General features: G+C 34.0%; 14 protein-coding genes. 4 read left to right on the top strand and 10 right to left on the bottom strand.

Annotated elements, in window-relative coordinates; genetic code table 11:
- Positions 1-21 precede the first annotated feature (21 nt).
- The 4 genes from cas2 to ACH6CY_RS04140 all read right to left on the bottom strand — a co-directional run bounded on the left by cas2 (position 22) and on the right by ACH6CY_RS04140 (position 5509).
- Positions 22-315, bottom strand: a complete 294-nt coding sequence (gene cas2, locus ACH6CY_RS04155; RefSeq protein WP_374066004.1) for a CRISPR-associated endonuclease Cas2 — start codon at positions 313-315, stop codon at positions 22-24.
- Positions 316-334: 19 nt separating this feature from the next.
- Positions 335-1240, bottom strand: coding sequence for a type II CRISPR-associated endonuclease Cas1 (gene cas1, locus ACH6CY_RS04150; protein WP_374066003.1), 906 nt, complete (start codon positions 1238-1240; stop codon positions 335-337).
- A 12-nt stretch (positions 1241-1252) separates the two neighbouring features.
- Complete coding sequence (gene cas9, locus ACH6CY_RS04145) at positions 1253-4423, bottom strand: type II CRISPR RNA-guided endonuclease Cas9 (protein ID WP_374066002.1); 3171 nt, start codon at positions 4421-4423, stop codon at positions 1253-1255.
- A gap of 258 nt (positions 4424-4681) precedes the next feature.
- Positions 4682-5509 (bottom strand): metallophosphoesterase, encoded by an 828-nt coding sequence (locus ACH6CY_RS04140; RefSeq protein ID WP_374066001.1) that lies wholly within the window; start codon positions 5507-5509, stop codon positions 4682-4684.
- A 147-nt stretch (positions 5510-5656) separates the two neighbouring features.
- Here ACH6CY_RS04140 and ACH6CY_RS04135 point away from each other — a divergent pair, with 147 nt between their 5' ends.
- Positions 5657-6304 carry a glycoside hydrolase domain-containing protein gene (locus ACH6CY_RS04135; RefSeq protein ID WP_374066000.1) on the top strand — a complete coding sequence of 216 codons (648 nt, stop codon included), beginning with the start codon at positions 5657-5659 and terminating at the stop codon, positions 6302-6304.
- A gap of 227 nt (positions 6305-6531) precedes the next feature.
- Here ACH6CY_RS04135 and ACH6CY_RS04130 read toward each other — a convergent pair whose 3' ends face one another.
- The gene (locus tag ACH6CY_RS04130) at positions 6532-8076 is read right to left on the bottom strand and encodes a BCCT family transporter (RefSeq protein ID WP_374065999.1); all 1545 of its coding nucleotides are present in this window, start codon (positions 8074-8076) and stop codon (positions 6532-6534) included.
- A 166-nt stretch (positions 8077-8242) separates the two neighbouring features.
- On the opposite strand from ACH6CY_RS04130, the gene ACH6CY_RS04125 reads away from it, so the two are divergent.
- Positions 8243-9373, top strand: coding sequence for a CAP domain-containing protein (locus ACH6CY_RS04125; protein WP_374065998.1), 1131 nt, complete (start codon positions 8243-8245; stop codon positions 9371-9373).
- A 32-nt stretch (positions 9374-9405) separates the two neighbouring features.
- On the opposite strand, the gene ACH6CY_RS04120 is transcribed toward ACH6CY_RS04125, so the two are convergent.
- Positions 9406-10329, bottom strand: coding sequence for a DUF7916 family protein (locus ACH6CY_RS04120; protein ID WP_374065997.1), 924 nt, complete (start codon positions 10327-10329; stop codon positions 9406-9408).
- A gap of 592 nt (positions 10330-10921) precedes the next feature.
- On the opposite strand from ACH6CY_RS04120, the gene ACH6CY_RS04115 reads away from it, so the two are divergent.
- A complete protein-coding gene (locus tag ACH6CY_RS04115) occupies positions 10922-12421 on the top strand; it encodes an MDR family MFS transporter (protein WP_374065996.1) in 1500 nt (499 codons plus the stop codon).
- Positions 12422-12455: 34 nt separating this feature from the next.
- A complete protein-coding gene (locus tag ACH6CY_RS04110; protein ID WP_374066065.1) occupies positions 12456-13739 on the top strand; it encodes a purine/pyrimidine permease in 1284 nt (427 codons plus the stop codon).
- A gap of 47 nt (positions 13740-13786) precedes the next feature.
- Here ACH6CY_RS04110 and ACH6CY_RS04105 read toward each other — a convergent pair whose 3' ends face one another.
- The 4 genes from ACH6CY_RS04105 to ACH6CY_RS04090 all read right to left on the bottom strand — a co-directional run bounded on the left by ACH6CY_RS04105 (position 13787) and on the right by ACH6CY_RS04090 (position 15836).
- Positions 13787-14350: a DNA-3-methyladenine glycosylase I gene (locus ACH6CY_RS04105; protein WP_374065995.1), complete on the bottom strand. Its 564-nt coding sequence runs from the start codon at positions 14348-14350 to the stop codon at positions 13787-13789.
- Positions 14351-14367: 17 nt separating this feature from the next.
- The gene (locus ACH6CY_RS04100) at positions 14368-14619 is read right to left on the bottom strand and encodes a hypothetical protein (protein WP_374065994.1); all 252 of its coding nucleotides are present in this window, start codon (positions 14617-14619) and stop codon (positions 14368-14370) included.
- A 29-nt stretch (positions 14620-14648) separates the two neighbouring features.
- Positions 14649-15002 (bottom strand): nuclear transport factor 2 family protein, encoded by a 354-nt coding sequence (locus ACH6CY_RS04095; RefSeq protein WP_374065993.1) that lies wholly within the window; start codon positions 15000-15002, stop codon positions 14649-14651.
- A 147-nt stretch (positions 15003-15149) separates the two neighbouring features.
- A complete protein-coding gene (locus ACH6CY_RS04090; RefSeq protein WP_374065992.1) occupies positions 15150-15836 on the bottom strand; it encodes an RluA family pseudouridine synthase in 687 nt (228 codons plus the stop codon).
- Positions 15837-15884 lie beyond the last annotated feature (48 nt).

Below are 15884 nucleotides of genomic sequence, written 5' to 3'. Positions count from 1 at the left end.
GCGCCACCACCTTAGCTATAGTTAAAACTCAATGGTTCGATTTTCACCTAATAACTCTATATTTTTATCTTCTTCCCCTACTAATACAATCATTTTCTCAAATTGTTTTTCGGTAATTATAATTGATCTAACATGTCCATCTTTCGGAAGAAACTTTTTTACAACATTTATTGTTCCTTGAGCTGATTCTTTGTTTAAGCATGATTTTATATAGATTGAGTATTGCATCATCAGAAATCCTTGTCTAATTAATTCTTTACGAAATTTCGTATACGTTCGCCGTTGTTTTTTTGTTTCCACTGGTAAATCAAACATAATCATAACTCTCACAAATCTAAGACTCATGCAATGAAAGTTTATTTATATTTGGAAGCTTGATTTTTTCATATTCACCAGTGTTAAAAAATTCAATAATAGAATCTACGGCAATTTCAATAGCACGTATAACCGTTTGCATTTTTTGATCAATTTGTACTTTTGCATGTAACAAATTGATTAATTCAATACGATATTTTTTTGTTAGATAATCTTCAGGTGGATGCTTAATCACATAATGGTCTATGATAGGACGAAAAGGCTCAATAATATCTGATGCAAGATTATGTGGATTACGTTCCCCTTTATGATGAATACCAATTCCTGAAATTAATCCTTTGGCTACCACCGTTCTAGCGATTGCTGAATGAATGATAGCGTAACCATAATTCAAAGCAGCATTTTCTATATAATTTGGATTACTTCTTGAATATGCTTCATCAAAAAAACTATTAAAATAAATTCTAGCAGCTTGTCCTTCCATATTATGAATATCTCCAGGTTCCACCATTCCGATAAGCTTAATTAATTTATCGGAACGGTGGGACTCCACTACATTTTTACGCATTACTATAGCTTGATTTGTGATTTTTTGTTTAATAATATATTGCCACATCGTTTGCTTTTTTTCTTCTGTCCATTTTAATTGCCTCATCATTTGTCTATGATGCAGCGCATGACCCGAGACCGGTTGAATCATACACTCTGGTAAATATTTTTGATTGCATAATAGAACTAGCACATTGTTTTTGGAAAGTTCTATCATTAACCTACTTGTCAATTTACAAGTTAAATCTTCAATTACTAATGCAAAAATATCTCTTAGTGGTATTTTTAATTCTTGGTCGGATTTTTTTACACGTAAGTTATCCAGTTGTAAAGACAATTGATCTACATTGGTTACATGAATAACACGCCACCCCAATTACATCACTCCCTATTTGTTAAATTCCCACTTTATTTTTTCAAATTGATTATAATACGCATTTCCAAGAACATCGAAATTAATTTTTTCGAAGGTTGTTATCGTTTTACCTATTGAAATTTTTATTCTATTATTTTTTATGTTATTTCTTTGACAATAATCTTTATAATCATAATTAACTTTATTCAATTCAATTATGTTACCAGTATCACTATTGACTCCTATTAGACGATAGTTACCATCATTAATTTTAATTACATCATTCTTATATAAACTAAATCGGAAACTATCAATTGAAGTGATCCCTTTCTTCTTCATTTTTTCACAATAGGCATGTTGATCAATGACGTATGCACCTTTTTCTTCTTTCAAATCATTAAATCTAATCGTTATAAACTTATACTTATTATCCTCATAAAAAACATCCATACGAAAAGGCTTTAATGATAAATTAACTACTTTTTTATTTTTTGGTTTGTACTTATTAGAAACATCATGGTGCTCTTTCAATTTATTACCATAGTATTTGATAGATTTAACAATTGGACCATTTCCTTTTTTGCTATATTTCTTAAGATACTCTCCTGTCTCTTGGTAATATTGATACAGTGGGTTTGTAGCTTCACTGTATTGTTGCATAATAGACTGTAAATTAGAAAATGTTTGCTTATCATGGTGATACATCAAAAGTTGATCAGGAGTTTTGCTCATTATTTTTTTTAATTTATCTTGATCCTTGTCGTATAAGTTGGTAATTTTGTTAACGACATATTCTTCATTATCTATCTTTCTCGTTGAATAAAGCGTGTCATTCATTAGTTGTCTATTCGGTTTTATATCTACCTTATGAGAATATTTATACTTAGCATATTGTTTAATCGCTTTTACCTTGTTCATCTTCTCTGTTAACGCTGCATCAAATTGTCCCTCAGACAAAATTTCACCTGTCTCTGAATCCACAACATGATCATCTGAGTAAAGTAAATTCTGTGTTTGAAACTCTTTTTTATTTTCGAAAATATGATTTGCCATTGCTACAATTAATGCATCTTCAGCATGATGCTTAAAGTCTGCACCTCTGTCCTTATTAAAGTCCCACAATTTTCTCAGGTAATTTGTAAAAGAACCGTTGATCGATTTTACTTTAACCGGCAGATGATGCGCCTCAAAAAACTGCTTCAATGTAGTTAAAATTTCTCTTGTTGTATAACGCGTGTCAACTAAATTACGGTTAATAAATTCCTTTTGAACGGAATATTTGTTAATATCTCTTTCCTCTAATAAATACTCTTTTTTCTTTCGTGGCATTTTCTCTTTTGACTTTGCCATTTGAAGCACATTTGCTTTGAACTTCTCATAACTAACTGTTGCTTTACTAGACTTAAAATATTGGAATGGAGTTAAGTTTCCCTTTTTCTGATTTTCCTCTTTTTTTACTAAAACCTTATTATTTTGTGAGTCATCAAAAGAAACAGATCTTGGTATCACATGGTCAATTTCGTAATTATATGGTTTGTAGACTAACTCTTCTAATTTAATCGGAGAAACAGAATACATACACAGTCCGTCTTGTAAATGCCAAAGACGCAACATTTGAAATAAACCTTTCGAGGCATCTATATCCATTGTTTCAAGTTTTTCTTTCACCTGTTCATTTAACACGCGATGTTTTTTCTGAATATTTTGTATAAACTTCTTTTTATCTTTACTATTTTTTTCACGAGCCAGTTCGACTACAATTTCTGTTGGTGTTCCATATTGTTTTATAATAGCGTTTACTACACGAATGGTTTGTTTAAAAGAACGCTTTACTACTGGTGATAAAATTAGGTCATCTATTTGATCAAAAGGGATATATTTATTATTTTCATAAGTAACCTTTTTAGGTTTATAGCCTTTTTGTGAGATTAACTCCATTTGATTTTTTGGTGTTTCCCACAAATCTTCAAGTAATAAATTAATCATCTTTAAACTTAAAGCATGGGTGCTACTGTAACTCATTTCACTTATTTGATCAATTGACTCTTCATCCACTGGTAAATTAAGCTTTACCAACTCTTTACACTTGTCTGTTTTGGTCTGATAAATTGTCACAATTTCAGCTATTTGGTCTAAAAGTTCTATAGAATCAAGCACCTCTGGCTTTTTGGTTATCTTTTTTATGTCATGGTAGATTGATAGTGTTGTAAATAATGGATTACCTTTCTTATCTATTCGAAAACCTTTTATATCATGTTCTGTGACATTTAATAGATTAGCAATTCTTTTCATCGTAACCTTTTGATATTTCTTGAATAGTTGGTTTACTATATCTATTTTTTCTTGCTTAGATAATTTTTCATCTTCATCACGGGAGATTGTAAGGTTATTAAGATCATTCAATAGGTTAAATAATTGAGCAGAATAAGATTCTTTTACTGCCCTTAACTCGTCTGGGAAATAACTACATTTACCGATCATATTTTCATACCATTTATGTATATCTTGATCCCATCCAAAAGGGCTACCTTTTCCAGGTCCTTCAAAATATTCTCTTCTTGTTTCTAAAAGTTCTATATATTTATTGATAAATTCATCTGTTATTTGAGAATGAAATGATTTTTGAGTTGTTAATAATTTGTTTGCTTCAGTTACATAATCGCTCGTTTTAAATCGATTTTCATGCCCACGAATGGCACCATGTGTTTCGAGGCGTTGTAATTGCAACTGACAAACAAACTGGTCTTGAAGTAGTTTTTTATTCTTGGTGATCTGTTCTATTGTAGAAAGTTCATTATTGCTAGAGGTATCATCTTCGGCAACATCAACATTGTGGATTCCTCTTCTTTTGCCTAGATGAAGTAATGCAATGGTAAGCTCTTCGAGAGAAAGTCTTTCTGATAACCCTTTAGCTCTGATATGATAAGGCTTTGTCGCTAAAGCTTGTGTAGGTAGTTCAGATTTCGACCAAATGTCAAAGGAGTCTAGGAGATCTTTTATTCTTTCTATACGATGTTTACGACGACGAAGTAGCCTGCGTGTCCCTATAAAAGAACGCCTACTCTCATTATTAGTTTTATCTGCTTCAGGAAATAATCTTACTCCAGCATCAATAATTGTTCGATTCTCATCAATAATCCCCCAACCAACAGAACCGATACCAATATCAAGGCCTAAAATATATGGTTTTCTACTTGAATTCATTTTCAAAACCTCCTGCATCTTTTTCCCTAGTATACAAGATATTTCAACTTTTTTCTACGTTTCTTTACAGTTATATACAAAAAAGTCATTTTCCTTTAAAGGAAAATGACTTTTTTCAGATCCAAAATGGATCAATTCCGGCACATAGCCTTATTTTAGTAGGTTCTGTGCTTTTTGGTAGTAATACAATCCGTCGATTGTACTGAGACAATTATAATTTACCATATTCGCCATTCTTTGTCAACAAAATATTACTACTTATTTTCCTTCAATTGTAATCATCGTCATTTGACTTTGATTTAAGAATCGAATTGGCAACCACGTTGTTCCAAGACCACTATCTACGTGTAAATATTTGTCATCACTCCATTGATACAATCCCTTATCTAGTGCTGGAAGATAACCTTGACCAGGAGCAACTAGCGCACCGATAAATGGCACTCTAATTTGACCACCATGCGTGTGACCTGAAAGAATTAAATCAATTGGTTCATTAGCTAAATGATGCGTTATATCCGGCACATGAGAAAGTAAAACTGTATAATTTTCATCCTGAGTATGAAACATTGCCGCGGAAAGATCATCATGTTCTGTTGCATAATCTGCAACACCTGCGAGTTGAATTACATTTTCATCTACCTCGATTGTTCTACTCGTATTATCTAGCATATGAATATCACGTGCTACTAAGCCAGTGAAAATTTCTACTGTTTTTTCATTTCCCCACTCATGGTTACCAGATACAAAGAAAATTTGATCATTAATTGATTGTAATTGTTCCACTAAATCAAACATCGCTGTGAAATCTGTTGTTTTTCTATCAATTAAATCTCCTGTTAATACAATAATATCTGGATGAAGGCTTTTTATTTCATCAATTAACAGTTTATTGTCTTTTCCAAAAATTTTATTATGTATATCACTTAATTGTAAGATCTTTAAGGATGCTTGGTTAGTTAACTTTTCTGTTTTAATTTTAATATGATTTACTTTAAATACATTGGTATCATGAAAAATTTTTAAACTTCCAGCAACTGCAACGAAAAGTCCTGCATACAGGAACATTCGTTTTTTTCTTTTTGACATGCTTCACCCTTCTTTCTAATTGTTAGCATTTAACAATAGTTTAGCATGATTTTCTTCACAATTATATAACTTATCAATAACACTTCCTTTCTGATGTAATCATATATATGTATAGACTTACTATCTATATAGAAGGGAGCTTGCATATTGACTTATTTATGGGGAGTTGACTCTGCTGCAACCGTTACATCTGATTTATACAATTGTGTTTTAAATAATTATGGAAAACCTGAATATTGGGGACGTTATCTTACACGAGTAGAAGGGGCAGCCGAGGGTTTAACAAAAGAGGAAGTTAATTTACTTCATAATAGTGGCACAAAAATCTTGCCGATTTATAGTAATTTCTCTTCGGCAACTGGATCAAGAAAAGGACGAACCGTTGCACAAAACGCTGTATTTCACGCAAAGCGATTGGGAATACCTAAAGGGACAATTCTATTTGCCAATGTAGAGAATTTTTTTGACGTTAATGCAAATTGGATAAGTAGTTATGTAGATACGTTATATCATACAGATTATAAACCAGGATTTTATCATGATCCTATTGAAGGCAATTTTTCAAAAGCTTACTGTCAAGCAATTAAGCAAAATAATGCTGTAGAAGTGCAAGCTGTATTATGGAGTGCAGAACCAGAATCAGGTATATCAAAAAGAATAGAAGCACCAACTTTTGCACCACGCAAACCTTCATGTAAGGCAAATGTTTGGGGATGGCAATACGGTAGAGACGCTAAGACATGTCCAATAGATACCAATCTAATTGACCAGCGTTTGTATCGTATGTTGTGGTAAACTACTGAAAAATATTTTGTGCTATGCTATTGTTGTATTAAAAAAGTCGACACCACTAAAGGTATCGACTTTTACTTGCTTATTGCAAGTGTCATGTACGTTTTGCGGCGAAAGACCGTTAAGTCCACGTAACGTTTAGCAGTAAAGCATATCTTTCGTCTTATGCAAAATAGCTCATCGCTCATTTACTATAGCACGATGTCTATTGATTAGTAAAGCTTTTTTAGCTATTTTTTACGGACATTGTGTAACCATGCTTTGTCCTGATCCATCATTTTTTTGGCAGCTGCAATTGTTAAAAATTGAATAATTATAATTGGAAGCCCCATAACCCCTGATAATACTTCTAATGGAGCAAGACCTCCGATTTGCATTAATATGAGTGCCATAATGGTAATAAGAGTAGCAATAATAATTCGAAGTTTCCTTGACGGTTCCGCTTTACTCATATCTTTTGTGCCTGTATAGGATGCGATCGTATATGTTGTTGAGTCCAATGTTGTTGTTAAAAATATCATCGCGACAATAATAAAAACAACAATTGCTATCGATGACAAGGGAAGCGTACGAAGAATTGCTGGAATAGCTGCCATGGCATCTTTCTCAACAATTGAAAGTACATCTACCGCACCATTTATATAACGATTAACCCCTAAGCCACCTAATACACCCGTTGCTATCCATGAAATCGCAGTAGGTGCCAACAAATAAGTTAAAATCATTTCTTTAATTGTTCTTCCGCGAGATATTTTGGCAGCAAATACACTATGAAGCATTGCCCAAGTAGCACTATAAGCAAACCAAAAAATGGTTTGACTTTCAATATACGTTTTACCTCCCACATCTACTGCATTCGTAAATAAAGACATGTTAAAGTAATTTGATAGTAAAAAACCAATACTATCTGTGAAATAGTTCAAAATAAAGATTCCAGGACCAGCTACCATAATAAACAAAGCAAATATACCTGCTAAATACATATTAAAGGTACTTAATCGTTTAATACCTTTTTCAACTCCCAAATAAGCACTAATTGAAAATAATGATACCCATACAACAGTAACAATTAATGTAATTGTGAAAGATTGTTCAATTTGAAACAACTCCGCTATATTATATGTAATAATCGGTGCTCCTAAACCTAAAGTTACAGCGGCTCCAGCTAAAATACTAACTAAAAAGATACTATCTAATATTTTCCCACCAATACCATCAATGAACGTATCTCCCAATAAAACACGACAAGCTTCTGATATTCGCATAAAGGGTTTTTTACGAACGTGCAAAATATAGCCTAAAGCTGGTGCAGCCATAACGAATATTGCAAACACCTGAAAACTCCACATGAACATACTATACGCATTTCCCCACAACAATGCCTCACTAGAACCTGATTCTACACCAAAAGGAGGATCAAGCGTAACATTTGCCCATTCCACCATCCCCGTTCGCATAATGGTGGAACCTAAACCCATCGCAATCAAAATCGACGCATATTCAAATAAATTGAAACGTGGTTTTTCATTTGGATCACCTAAAACAACATTACCATATCTTGAAAAAGACAAATATAGTCCAGCACCAACTAAGATAATTGCATACCAAATGTAGCCCCATGAAAATGTACTTACAACAGAATCAAAAACCTGATTTAGTAATTCCAATGATTTTGATTCATACATAGAAAATGGGATGCTTATTACTATTAAACTAATCATCGAAGGTATAAAAATGGAATAGTCAATTAAACTTGGATGCTTTCGTTTTTTCATTTTTCATCCTCCTGTAATAGATATAGATTGTAAGTATCATATAACTACCCCGACAAAATAATAAATAAACATAAGTTAGTGAAGTCAATCCCTTTGCACCAGTGTTGTTTATTAGGAAGGAAATTGCTAAAATAAGGTATGTGATTTTTGGATTCGAGGTGGAATTTTGGCTAAATTAAAAGGGATTGTTTTTATCATTCTATTGTTCGTTGCTTTTTGGTATTTCTATGGAGACACTTTTAAAGAAAATGGTTCAGAAGCTACTTTACATGAAATGCGAGAGGATGTTGTTACTTTAAAGGAAAGCCCTTTTGTAATTAATACGGTTGACACCATAAACCAGGGATATGAATTTCTTGTTGACCTCTTTTCCGACAAAATCGAAAACAATGATCCTTTAGATAAAGTTAAGATAGAAGAGCCCAACTTAGAAAAACCAGCCGAACAAACTTTTTCAATCTACAACATTGAAATTGGAGATGATCGTAACACTGTAGAATCACAGCTTGGAAAACCACAACGCGTTAGTAAAAATGAGTATGGTGTAGAGTGGATGACGTATCATGAAAATTACCATAACTTTATGATGATAGCTTATGACAAAAATGATCTGGTAGCCGGTTTATATACAAATCAGCCTCTATTAAGTTCAAAAGAAGAGCTTTCATTTGATAGTACAATGGATGACGTACTTGATCGATTAAACGAACCAGTATCTGGCATAAGAAAAGGATCAATTAATTATCTAATTGAAGGAAAAGATGAGTATGATACGTTTTTAATTGATAATAATTATGTAACGATTTTTTATGATATCCATGAAAATCATACAATCACTGCTGTTCAGATCATTCGTCAGCAGTTAGAAATGCAAAAATCTGCTTATTTCGCTGATCCAAGTAAAGCATTGCAGAAAGGATTAGAGTATCAATTATTTGATCTAACAAACGCTGCTCGAGTAGAGCATGATTTAGAGCCTTTAACTTGGGCTGAAGCTGCATTATCAACCGTTCGTGATCATAGCAAAGATATGGCAGAAAATAATTATTTTAGTCATACTAATTTAGATAAACAATCTCCTTTTGATCGTTTACAGGAGGATGGGATTGCCTTTCGAATAGCAGGTGAGAATTTAGCTACTGGACAACCAAGTAGTATTTATGCACATGAAGGATTGATGAATTCATTAGGGCATCGAAAAAATATTCTAAAGGGAGATTATCAATTATTAACCGTCGGGGTGGCTTTCAATAAAGACAACCAACCCTTTTATACCGAAAATTTTCTAACAAAATAGTGTGACACAGGGGGCTGACCCCTGTGTCACACTTAACGATGAATGGAACGTGCCATCATTGCTACAGTATGGCGTTCTCCTCTAATCGCTTTACTCATCGCAAATATATTCTCAACCGGTGCGACACCAGCATAGCTACCATCACCAATATGTTGTATATCAACGCCTAATATTTTGTTACGAATTGCAATTTCACGAACCGTTTCTGGCTCAGCACTTTCTTGACTCGTTCCTATCGCACTCATTACCAATGCTCCTTTTTTACGTGCTAATTTAACTGCTTGACGAACCTCGTCTTCTCCTAACCCCCACACGGTACCTACTGCTGGAATAAGAAGAACATCTGCCCCCTCATCTAAAAATGCACGGACACTTTCCAAATCAATCACAGATTCATTCACACCAGAACCATGCATCTTACCAGCAATCACCAAACCATCGAAATGCTTTTTAGCAAGCTTAATTGCTTTTGTGATTTCTGAGTTTGTTACACCGGTACCAGGATTTCCAGTTAAGCAGATAAAATCAAATCCTAGTTCATTTGCTCTTTCTAGGGTTTCTTTAGAGGCTATTCTACCTTTTGCAATTTCCTGTTTATCTTCTGCCATACTAGCCGCTTCATTAACTGGCTCTAAATTAATTCCAATCGGACGCCCAACATATTTTTTTAAATCATAAATAACCTTATCATTAGGAATCGCTGCATCCATTCTATTATAATCATACATACCTAATACGACAGGGTGATAGACATCAAATACATTTAGCAAAATAAGATCAGCCCCAAATGAACGAGCGACTTCTGCATTCGTAATACCAGGAAGTAACGGCTCACATGCAACAATGTTTTCACTTAAAACTGTTCTTCCTTCATTTGCTCTTATACTTTGCTTCAAATCCTCTGGAGAAAACTTCGCCACCTCTGATGCAGTTGCGCTTAATAAACGTTTGACCATTTTTTTCACTCCTATATGATTTTTGATATCTAACCGCTTTCATTTTCTAATTGTACATGGAATAGCTTCAAAGGTTAAAAGTCATAAGACTAATTATACCAAGATTACACTATTATGATTATCAGTAGCAAGAAAATCACCTCATTTTTATAGTATAAAATTATCAATCTTAGTAAGTATTCATTCTCGAGTTATATTGTGGTGGAAGTTTAATAAACTTAAATTTCCACAAAGGTAAAAACTATTTTCTCCCTCATGTTAGTAGTATGTGAAAAAAATGATACTCCAAATAAAAAAGAGTTAAAAGTCGAGAAAACTCAGAAATACATTTTATTAAACATAGACAGTCCAAAACAATTAATTTTCACGGTAAACATCAACTATAGCCAATGCATTCAAGCGTTTTAATATTGGAACACGACTAAGAGTAGATATGTTTATGTCCACCCTTATTCGTGTTGATATATAATCAAATACTTCCTTCAATCTATACTAGTTTACTAGTTAAAAGCGAATGACAACTGCTAATTGATTTTTTAAAAAATTCCGTTAAAGTAGTATAAGTAGGTTTTTTGAAATGAGGTTGTAAATAATGCAGGAAAATTTGACTTTACATAAGAAAAAACAAACGAAACGGCCACTTGTTTTAATTGCTTTAATTCTATCCATGTTTATGGCGGCAATTGAAGGAACAATTGTCGCTACAGCGATGCCTAATATTGTCGCAGATTTAGGTGGTTTTTCTTTGTACAGCTGGGTGTTTTCTGCTTTTTTATTAATGCAGGCAGTCACCACATTAATTTTCGGGAAACTTTCTGATTTATATGGTAGAAAACCAATATATGTATTTGGGATTGTTATTTTTCTAATTGGGTCAATTCTCTGTGGTTTAGCACCGACAATGACGCTACTTGTTTTCTTTCGGATCATCCAAGGTATTGGTGCTGGAGCGGTACAACCAGTTGTCGCAACGATGGTTGGAGACATGTATACGATGGAAGAGCGCGCAAAAGTACAAGGGTATTTAGCAAGTGTGTGGGGAATTTCCTCTGTTATTGGCCCTCTTTTTGGAGGTATCATTGTCAAATTCGTTGACTGGGCTTGGATTTTTTGGATCAATGTTCCGATAGGTATTCTCGGACTAGCGGGGGTTATTCTTTTCTTTCACGAAGAAATTTCAAAAGAGAAAAAATCAATTGATTATGGCGGAACTAGCCTCTTCTTTGTCTCCGTATCCGCTTTAATTATTGTTTTAGTACAAGGAGGAACTGCATGGGATTGGATTTCTGCTCCGATAATTAGCTTAGTTACCGTATTTATTGTAGGATTCATTTTATTTTTATGGCAGGAGTCTAGAACAGCAGCTCCAATGATGCCACTACATTTATGGAAAAACAAACTAATGACTACAGCTAACCTCATCACATTGCTATCCGGAATGATTATTCTAGGTCTATCTAGCTTTTTACCTACTTATGTACAAGGAGTGATGGGTTATTCACCTATCATTGCTGGATTCACATTAAGTACCATGTCAATTGGGTGGCCAATATCTTCTACTACAGCTGGTCATTTAGTACTTAAAATCGGCTTCCGTCCTACTGCAATATTGGGTGGTGTTGCTTTACTTTTAGGTGGAGTACTATTTATGTTTTTAGAACCAACTCACGGACCAATTTATGTTGGGTTGAGCTCTTTTGTTATTGGTGTAGGGATGGGACTAACAAGTACAACATTTATTGTAGCGATTCAAAATAGTGTGGATTGGAAAACACGAGGATCTGCTACATCTTTAAATATGTTTATGCGAATCATTGGTAGTGCTACAGGAGCAGCAATTCTTGGTGGGGTATTGAATCAGCGAATGAATCAGCTACTATCAAATAAAGGTGAATCATTAACTCTGGCGAATACGGACATGCTATTGGATGAAACAGCTCGAAATCGGCTGGAACCGAATGCTTTAGCACTCATGCAAGAAACATTGGCACAAGCAATGGACGCTGTTTTTATTGGTTTGTTTATTCTAGGACTTATTGCATTTCTTTTAAGCCTTTTCTTTCCTGAAATTGAGCATAAAAAGAACAAATAAGATTATTTGATTAGGAGTGTTTTCATTGAAGTCAATGCGATTTACTACTACAACGATGGAGACGTTCCAATGGTTACTATTTTTATTAGCTAGTTCTGTGGCAATGCCTATCGTTATTGGTGCTGTTTTTCACCTTAGCGGTACAGATTTAACAGGACTGATGCAGCGCACGTTTTTCACAGTCGGAATCGCTTCATTATTACAAGCATTAATCGGATATCGCCTGCCAATTATGGAAGGTCCAGCTGGCATATGGGTAAGTATTTTTACGGTAATGGCTGCAACTGGGTCATCGTTAACAGGAACGTTGCAAACATTACAATCTATGATGATCGTTACTGGGTTATTTATGTTTTTATTAGGTATAACAAAAATAGCCCGACGCATGTTACCGATTTTCACCCCTTTAGTAACCGGAACATTTTTCTTCTTGCTGACCGTTCAATTAAGTGCAACCTTTTTAGAAGGGATGCTTGGTTTACAAGGAAGTACACAAACGATACAAATAAAAGAAGCAATCATTGCATTTATTACCTTTTTTATCGTCCTAGGGTTATCAGTTTTTGCAAAAGGTTGGTTAAGTAATTATGCTGTTTTTATTGGGATTTTAATTGGATGGATAACGTTCTTCCTCATTATCGGTGGAGAAGGTGTAACACAAGAAGTTCCGTGGTTCTCACTACCTGAATCGTTTGCATTCGGATTACCTACGTTTGATCTAAGTGTCATTCCTATTGCTCTCATAACTGCAATTATTTCAATATCTAATGTTGTTGCCTCTGTTGTAGCAACAACTCAAACAATTGGGTTAAAAGAAACCGATCAGGACATACGTGTGAATAGCGGTACAACTCTTTCTGGTATCAATCATGGGATAGCTGGACTTTTCTCTACTATTGCCAATGTCCCATTAGCAACATCATCTGGCTTCATCGCATTAACTGGACAAAAAAGAAAAATACCCTTTGTATACGCAACAATTATTTTAATTATTATTGCCTTTTTCCCACCATTGGTTACTTTTATCGCAACAATCCCTGCTCCTGTTGCGAATGCAGCATTAATGGCATCCTTTGTGCAACTCGTTGGGTTAGCCATTAAAAATATGACACTTACAGAACTAGATCAACGAAAAATTACGATTGTAGGTGTCGCTTACCTTGTTGGTATGGGAACGATGTTTTTACCTGCTAATGTATTCAATGGATTACCTTCTATTATTCAAAATATCATGAGCAACGGATTACTAGTAGGAACTGGTTTAGTCATTCTTTTGGAACAATTATGGCGCGAACAAAGAAACAGCTGTGTCGAATAGCTTTCGGTTGAGCTGTTTCTATCCATTATTAAATTCCACTAACTAATTTATCGTCCTATCTTATTTCTACAAATACACGACTCAATATGATCATTTACCATTCCACTCGCTTGCATAAATGCATAGCATATCGTTGATCCAACAAATTTAAAGCCTTTTCTTTTTAAGTCTTTACTCATTTGATCACTAATAGCTGTTGTTGCTGGTACTTCTCCAATAGTTGTCCACTGATTAATTATTGGTTCACCATCAACAAACTGCCATATATAGGACGAAAATGAACTGAATTCCTCTTTTATAGTTAAAAAAGCTTTAGCATTCGTAATAGTAGATCGGATTTTCAATTTATTTCGAATAATTCCAGGATCCTGGAGCAATTGTTCCACTTTTTGTTCGGAATAATGGGCAATTTTAGTGGGATCAAACTGGTCAAAAACTTTTTGATAATGCGCTCGTTTCTTCAACACCGTATACCAACTAAGTCCAGCTTGAGCACCTTCTAGGATGAGCAATTCAAATAACTTCTTTTCATCATATTCGGGTATACCCCACTCATGATCATGATAGTTAATGTATAAAGGATCATCATTGACCCAATCACAACGTTTCATTATAATACGCCCTCCCGTCACAATTCTACTCCATGCTCTTCTTGCAATTTTCGATATACTTCCTTCAATTTCGGTTTTTTACCGATAATTGTTCGAACTTGTTGTGCTAAATAAAGTAATTCCTTATTCTGTTCTTCTATTGGTCTATTTTTTTCTGATTGGTATGTATCATATAGCGTATGATCTAGTAGTTGAAGAATGGATCGCTGTGTTTTTACAGCTTGCAATAGTAATTGTTCTTTGGTTTCAGCTTGCTTATCTTCACTCATATCTCCGTCCTCCATACTTTAAAATTCAACTATTTTTGAATCACATAACTTGTTATTTTGTTTATTTTATCAGCATCATTTTCAGCTAATTGATAGATATCACAAAAACCATACGTTTTTAGTTCATTTAATCTCGTAGTCACTTCAATGATTCCATTAACTACTGCTTCTGCACCGTCTATGATGATGTGTTCCATTTTCAATTTATATGCCATTGTTTGATCCATTCCAGCGAGGGCTTCAATGAGTGCATCTCTGCCGTAAATCGTATCATTACCAATCATTTCCCATGTCACATCAGCTGTGACACTTTCTAAAATATGTGTGATATTTCCGTGCATTAACGCTTCATTAAACTCCCTAAAAAATGCATGCTTATTCATTCAAATCCTCCTGCATCTATTTGTATTTAGTATAGCATATTGTTTTTTACGATTAATCGATTTACACTTGTTTAATCGATTCAAAAAGCAGCCAAAGTACTTGTTCATTTAGCTGCTAACGGTTTAATTATAAAACTAATTACATTATTACATAAATGGATGTTTTCCCCATATATCCCAAGGATAATTATTTGGTGGAGTCGATGTCTGTAAAACCTCCTCAACCTTAACTGGATGATTGAAAGTCAATTGATGTGACCATAAAGCAATCTGTTGTCCAATCTTATTTACCTTTGAACCATATTTTTGATCACCATATAAAGGATAACCTCTAGATGCAAATTGCACTCTAATTTGATGAGGCCTTCCTGTTTGTAAATTAATCTTTACTAAGCTCAGTCCGTCTGCTATTGCTAAAACGTGATAATCTAGTATCGCCTTTTTCGCTTTTGCTTCTGTTTTTCTTGCAACACGTACTTGATTCTTCTTGTGATCTTTTACTAAATAGTCTTGCCACTCTCCTGCTTTTTGTTCTATTTCACCTCGAACAACAGCAAGATATTGTTTTCTCATTTCATGTTTTCTTATTTTGTCTGCCATACGAGATGCAGCTTTAGATGTTTTCGCGAACACCATTGCTCCACCTACTGGGCGATCTAGGCGATGTAATAATGCCAAATATACGTTTCCAAGCTTATCATATCGAATTTTTATATCTTGCTTTAACATCGTTAATAAGTCGAGATCCCTAGATTGATCCTCCTGAACAGGTATATTGACTGGTTTTTCTACAATTAATAAATGATTATCTTCGTACAATATTGGAATATCCATAAAATTTCTCCTCTTTCAATGTTCCTTACAAGAATAGCATAACATTAT

The sequence above is a fragment of the Paraliobacillus sp. JSM ZJ581 genome (genome assembly GCF_044383835.1).
Lineage (GTDB): Bacteria > Bacillota > Bacilli > Bacillales > Amphibacillaceae > Paraliobacillus.
Note: the sequence above shows the minus strand (reverse complement) of the source record. Positions and strands in the feature narration are given on the sequence as shown.

What these genes read in the sequence shown, in the direction of transcription:
- cas9 (WP_374066002.1), bottom strand. Translation starts at nt 4,423, where the DNA reads ATGAATTCAAGTAGAAAACCATATATTTTAGGCCTTGATATTGGTATC.
- ACH6CY_RS04115 (WP_374065996.1), top strand. Translation starts at nt 10,922, where the DNA reads ATGCAGGAAAATTTGACTTTACATAAGAAAAAACAAACGAAACGGCCA.
- ACH6CY_RS04105 (WP_374065995.1), bottom strand. Translation starts at nt 14,350, where the DNA reads ATGAAACGTTGTGATTGGGTCAATGATGATCCTTTATACATTAACTAT.
- ACH6CY_RS04110 (WP_374066065.1), top strand. Translation starts at nt 12,456, where the DNA reads ATGCGATTTACTACTACAACGATGGAGACGTTCCAATGGTTACTATTT.
- ACH6CY_RS04130 (WP_374065999.1), bottom strand. Translation starts at nt 8,076, where the DNA reads ATGAAAAAACGAAAGCATCCAAGTTTAATTGACTATTCCATTTTTATA.
- ACH6CY_RS04095 (WP_374065993.1), bottom strand. Translation starts at nt 15,002, where the DNA reads ATGAATAAGCATGCATTTTTTAGGGAGTTTAATGAAGCGTTAATGCAC.
- ACH6CY_RS04090 (WP_374065992.1), bottom strand. Translation starts at nt 15,836, where the DNA reads ATGGATATTCCAATATTGTACGAAGATAATCATTTATTAATTGTAGAA.
- ACH6CY_RS04140 (WP_374066001.1), bottom strand. Translation starts at nt 5,509, where the DNA reads ATGTCAAAAAGAAAAAAACGAATGTTCCTGTATGCAGGACTTTTCGTT.
- ACH6CY_RS04120 (WP_374065997.1), bottom strand. Translation starts at nt 10,329, where the DNA reads ATGGTCAAACGTTTATTAAGCGCAACTGCATCAGAGGTGGCGAAGTTT.
- ACH6CY_RS04100 (WP_374065994.1), bottom strand. Translation starts at nt 14,619, where the DNA reads ATGAGTGAAGATAAGCAAGCTGAAACCAAAGAACAATTACTATTGCAA.
- cas2 (WP_374066004.1), bottom strand. Translation starts at nt 315, where the DNA reads ATGTTTGATTTACCAGTGGAAACAAAAAAACAACGGCGAACGTATACG.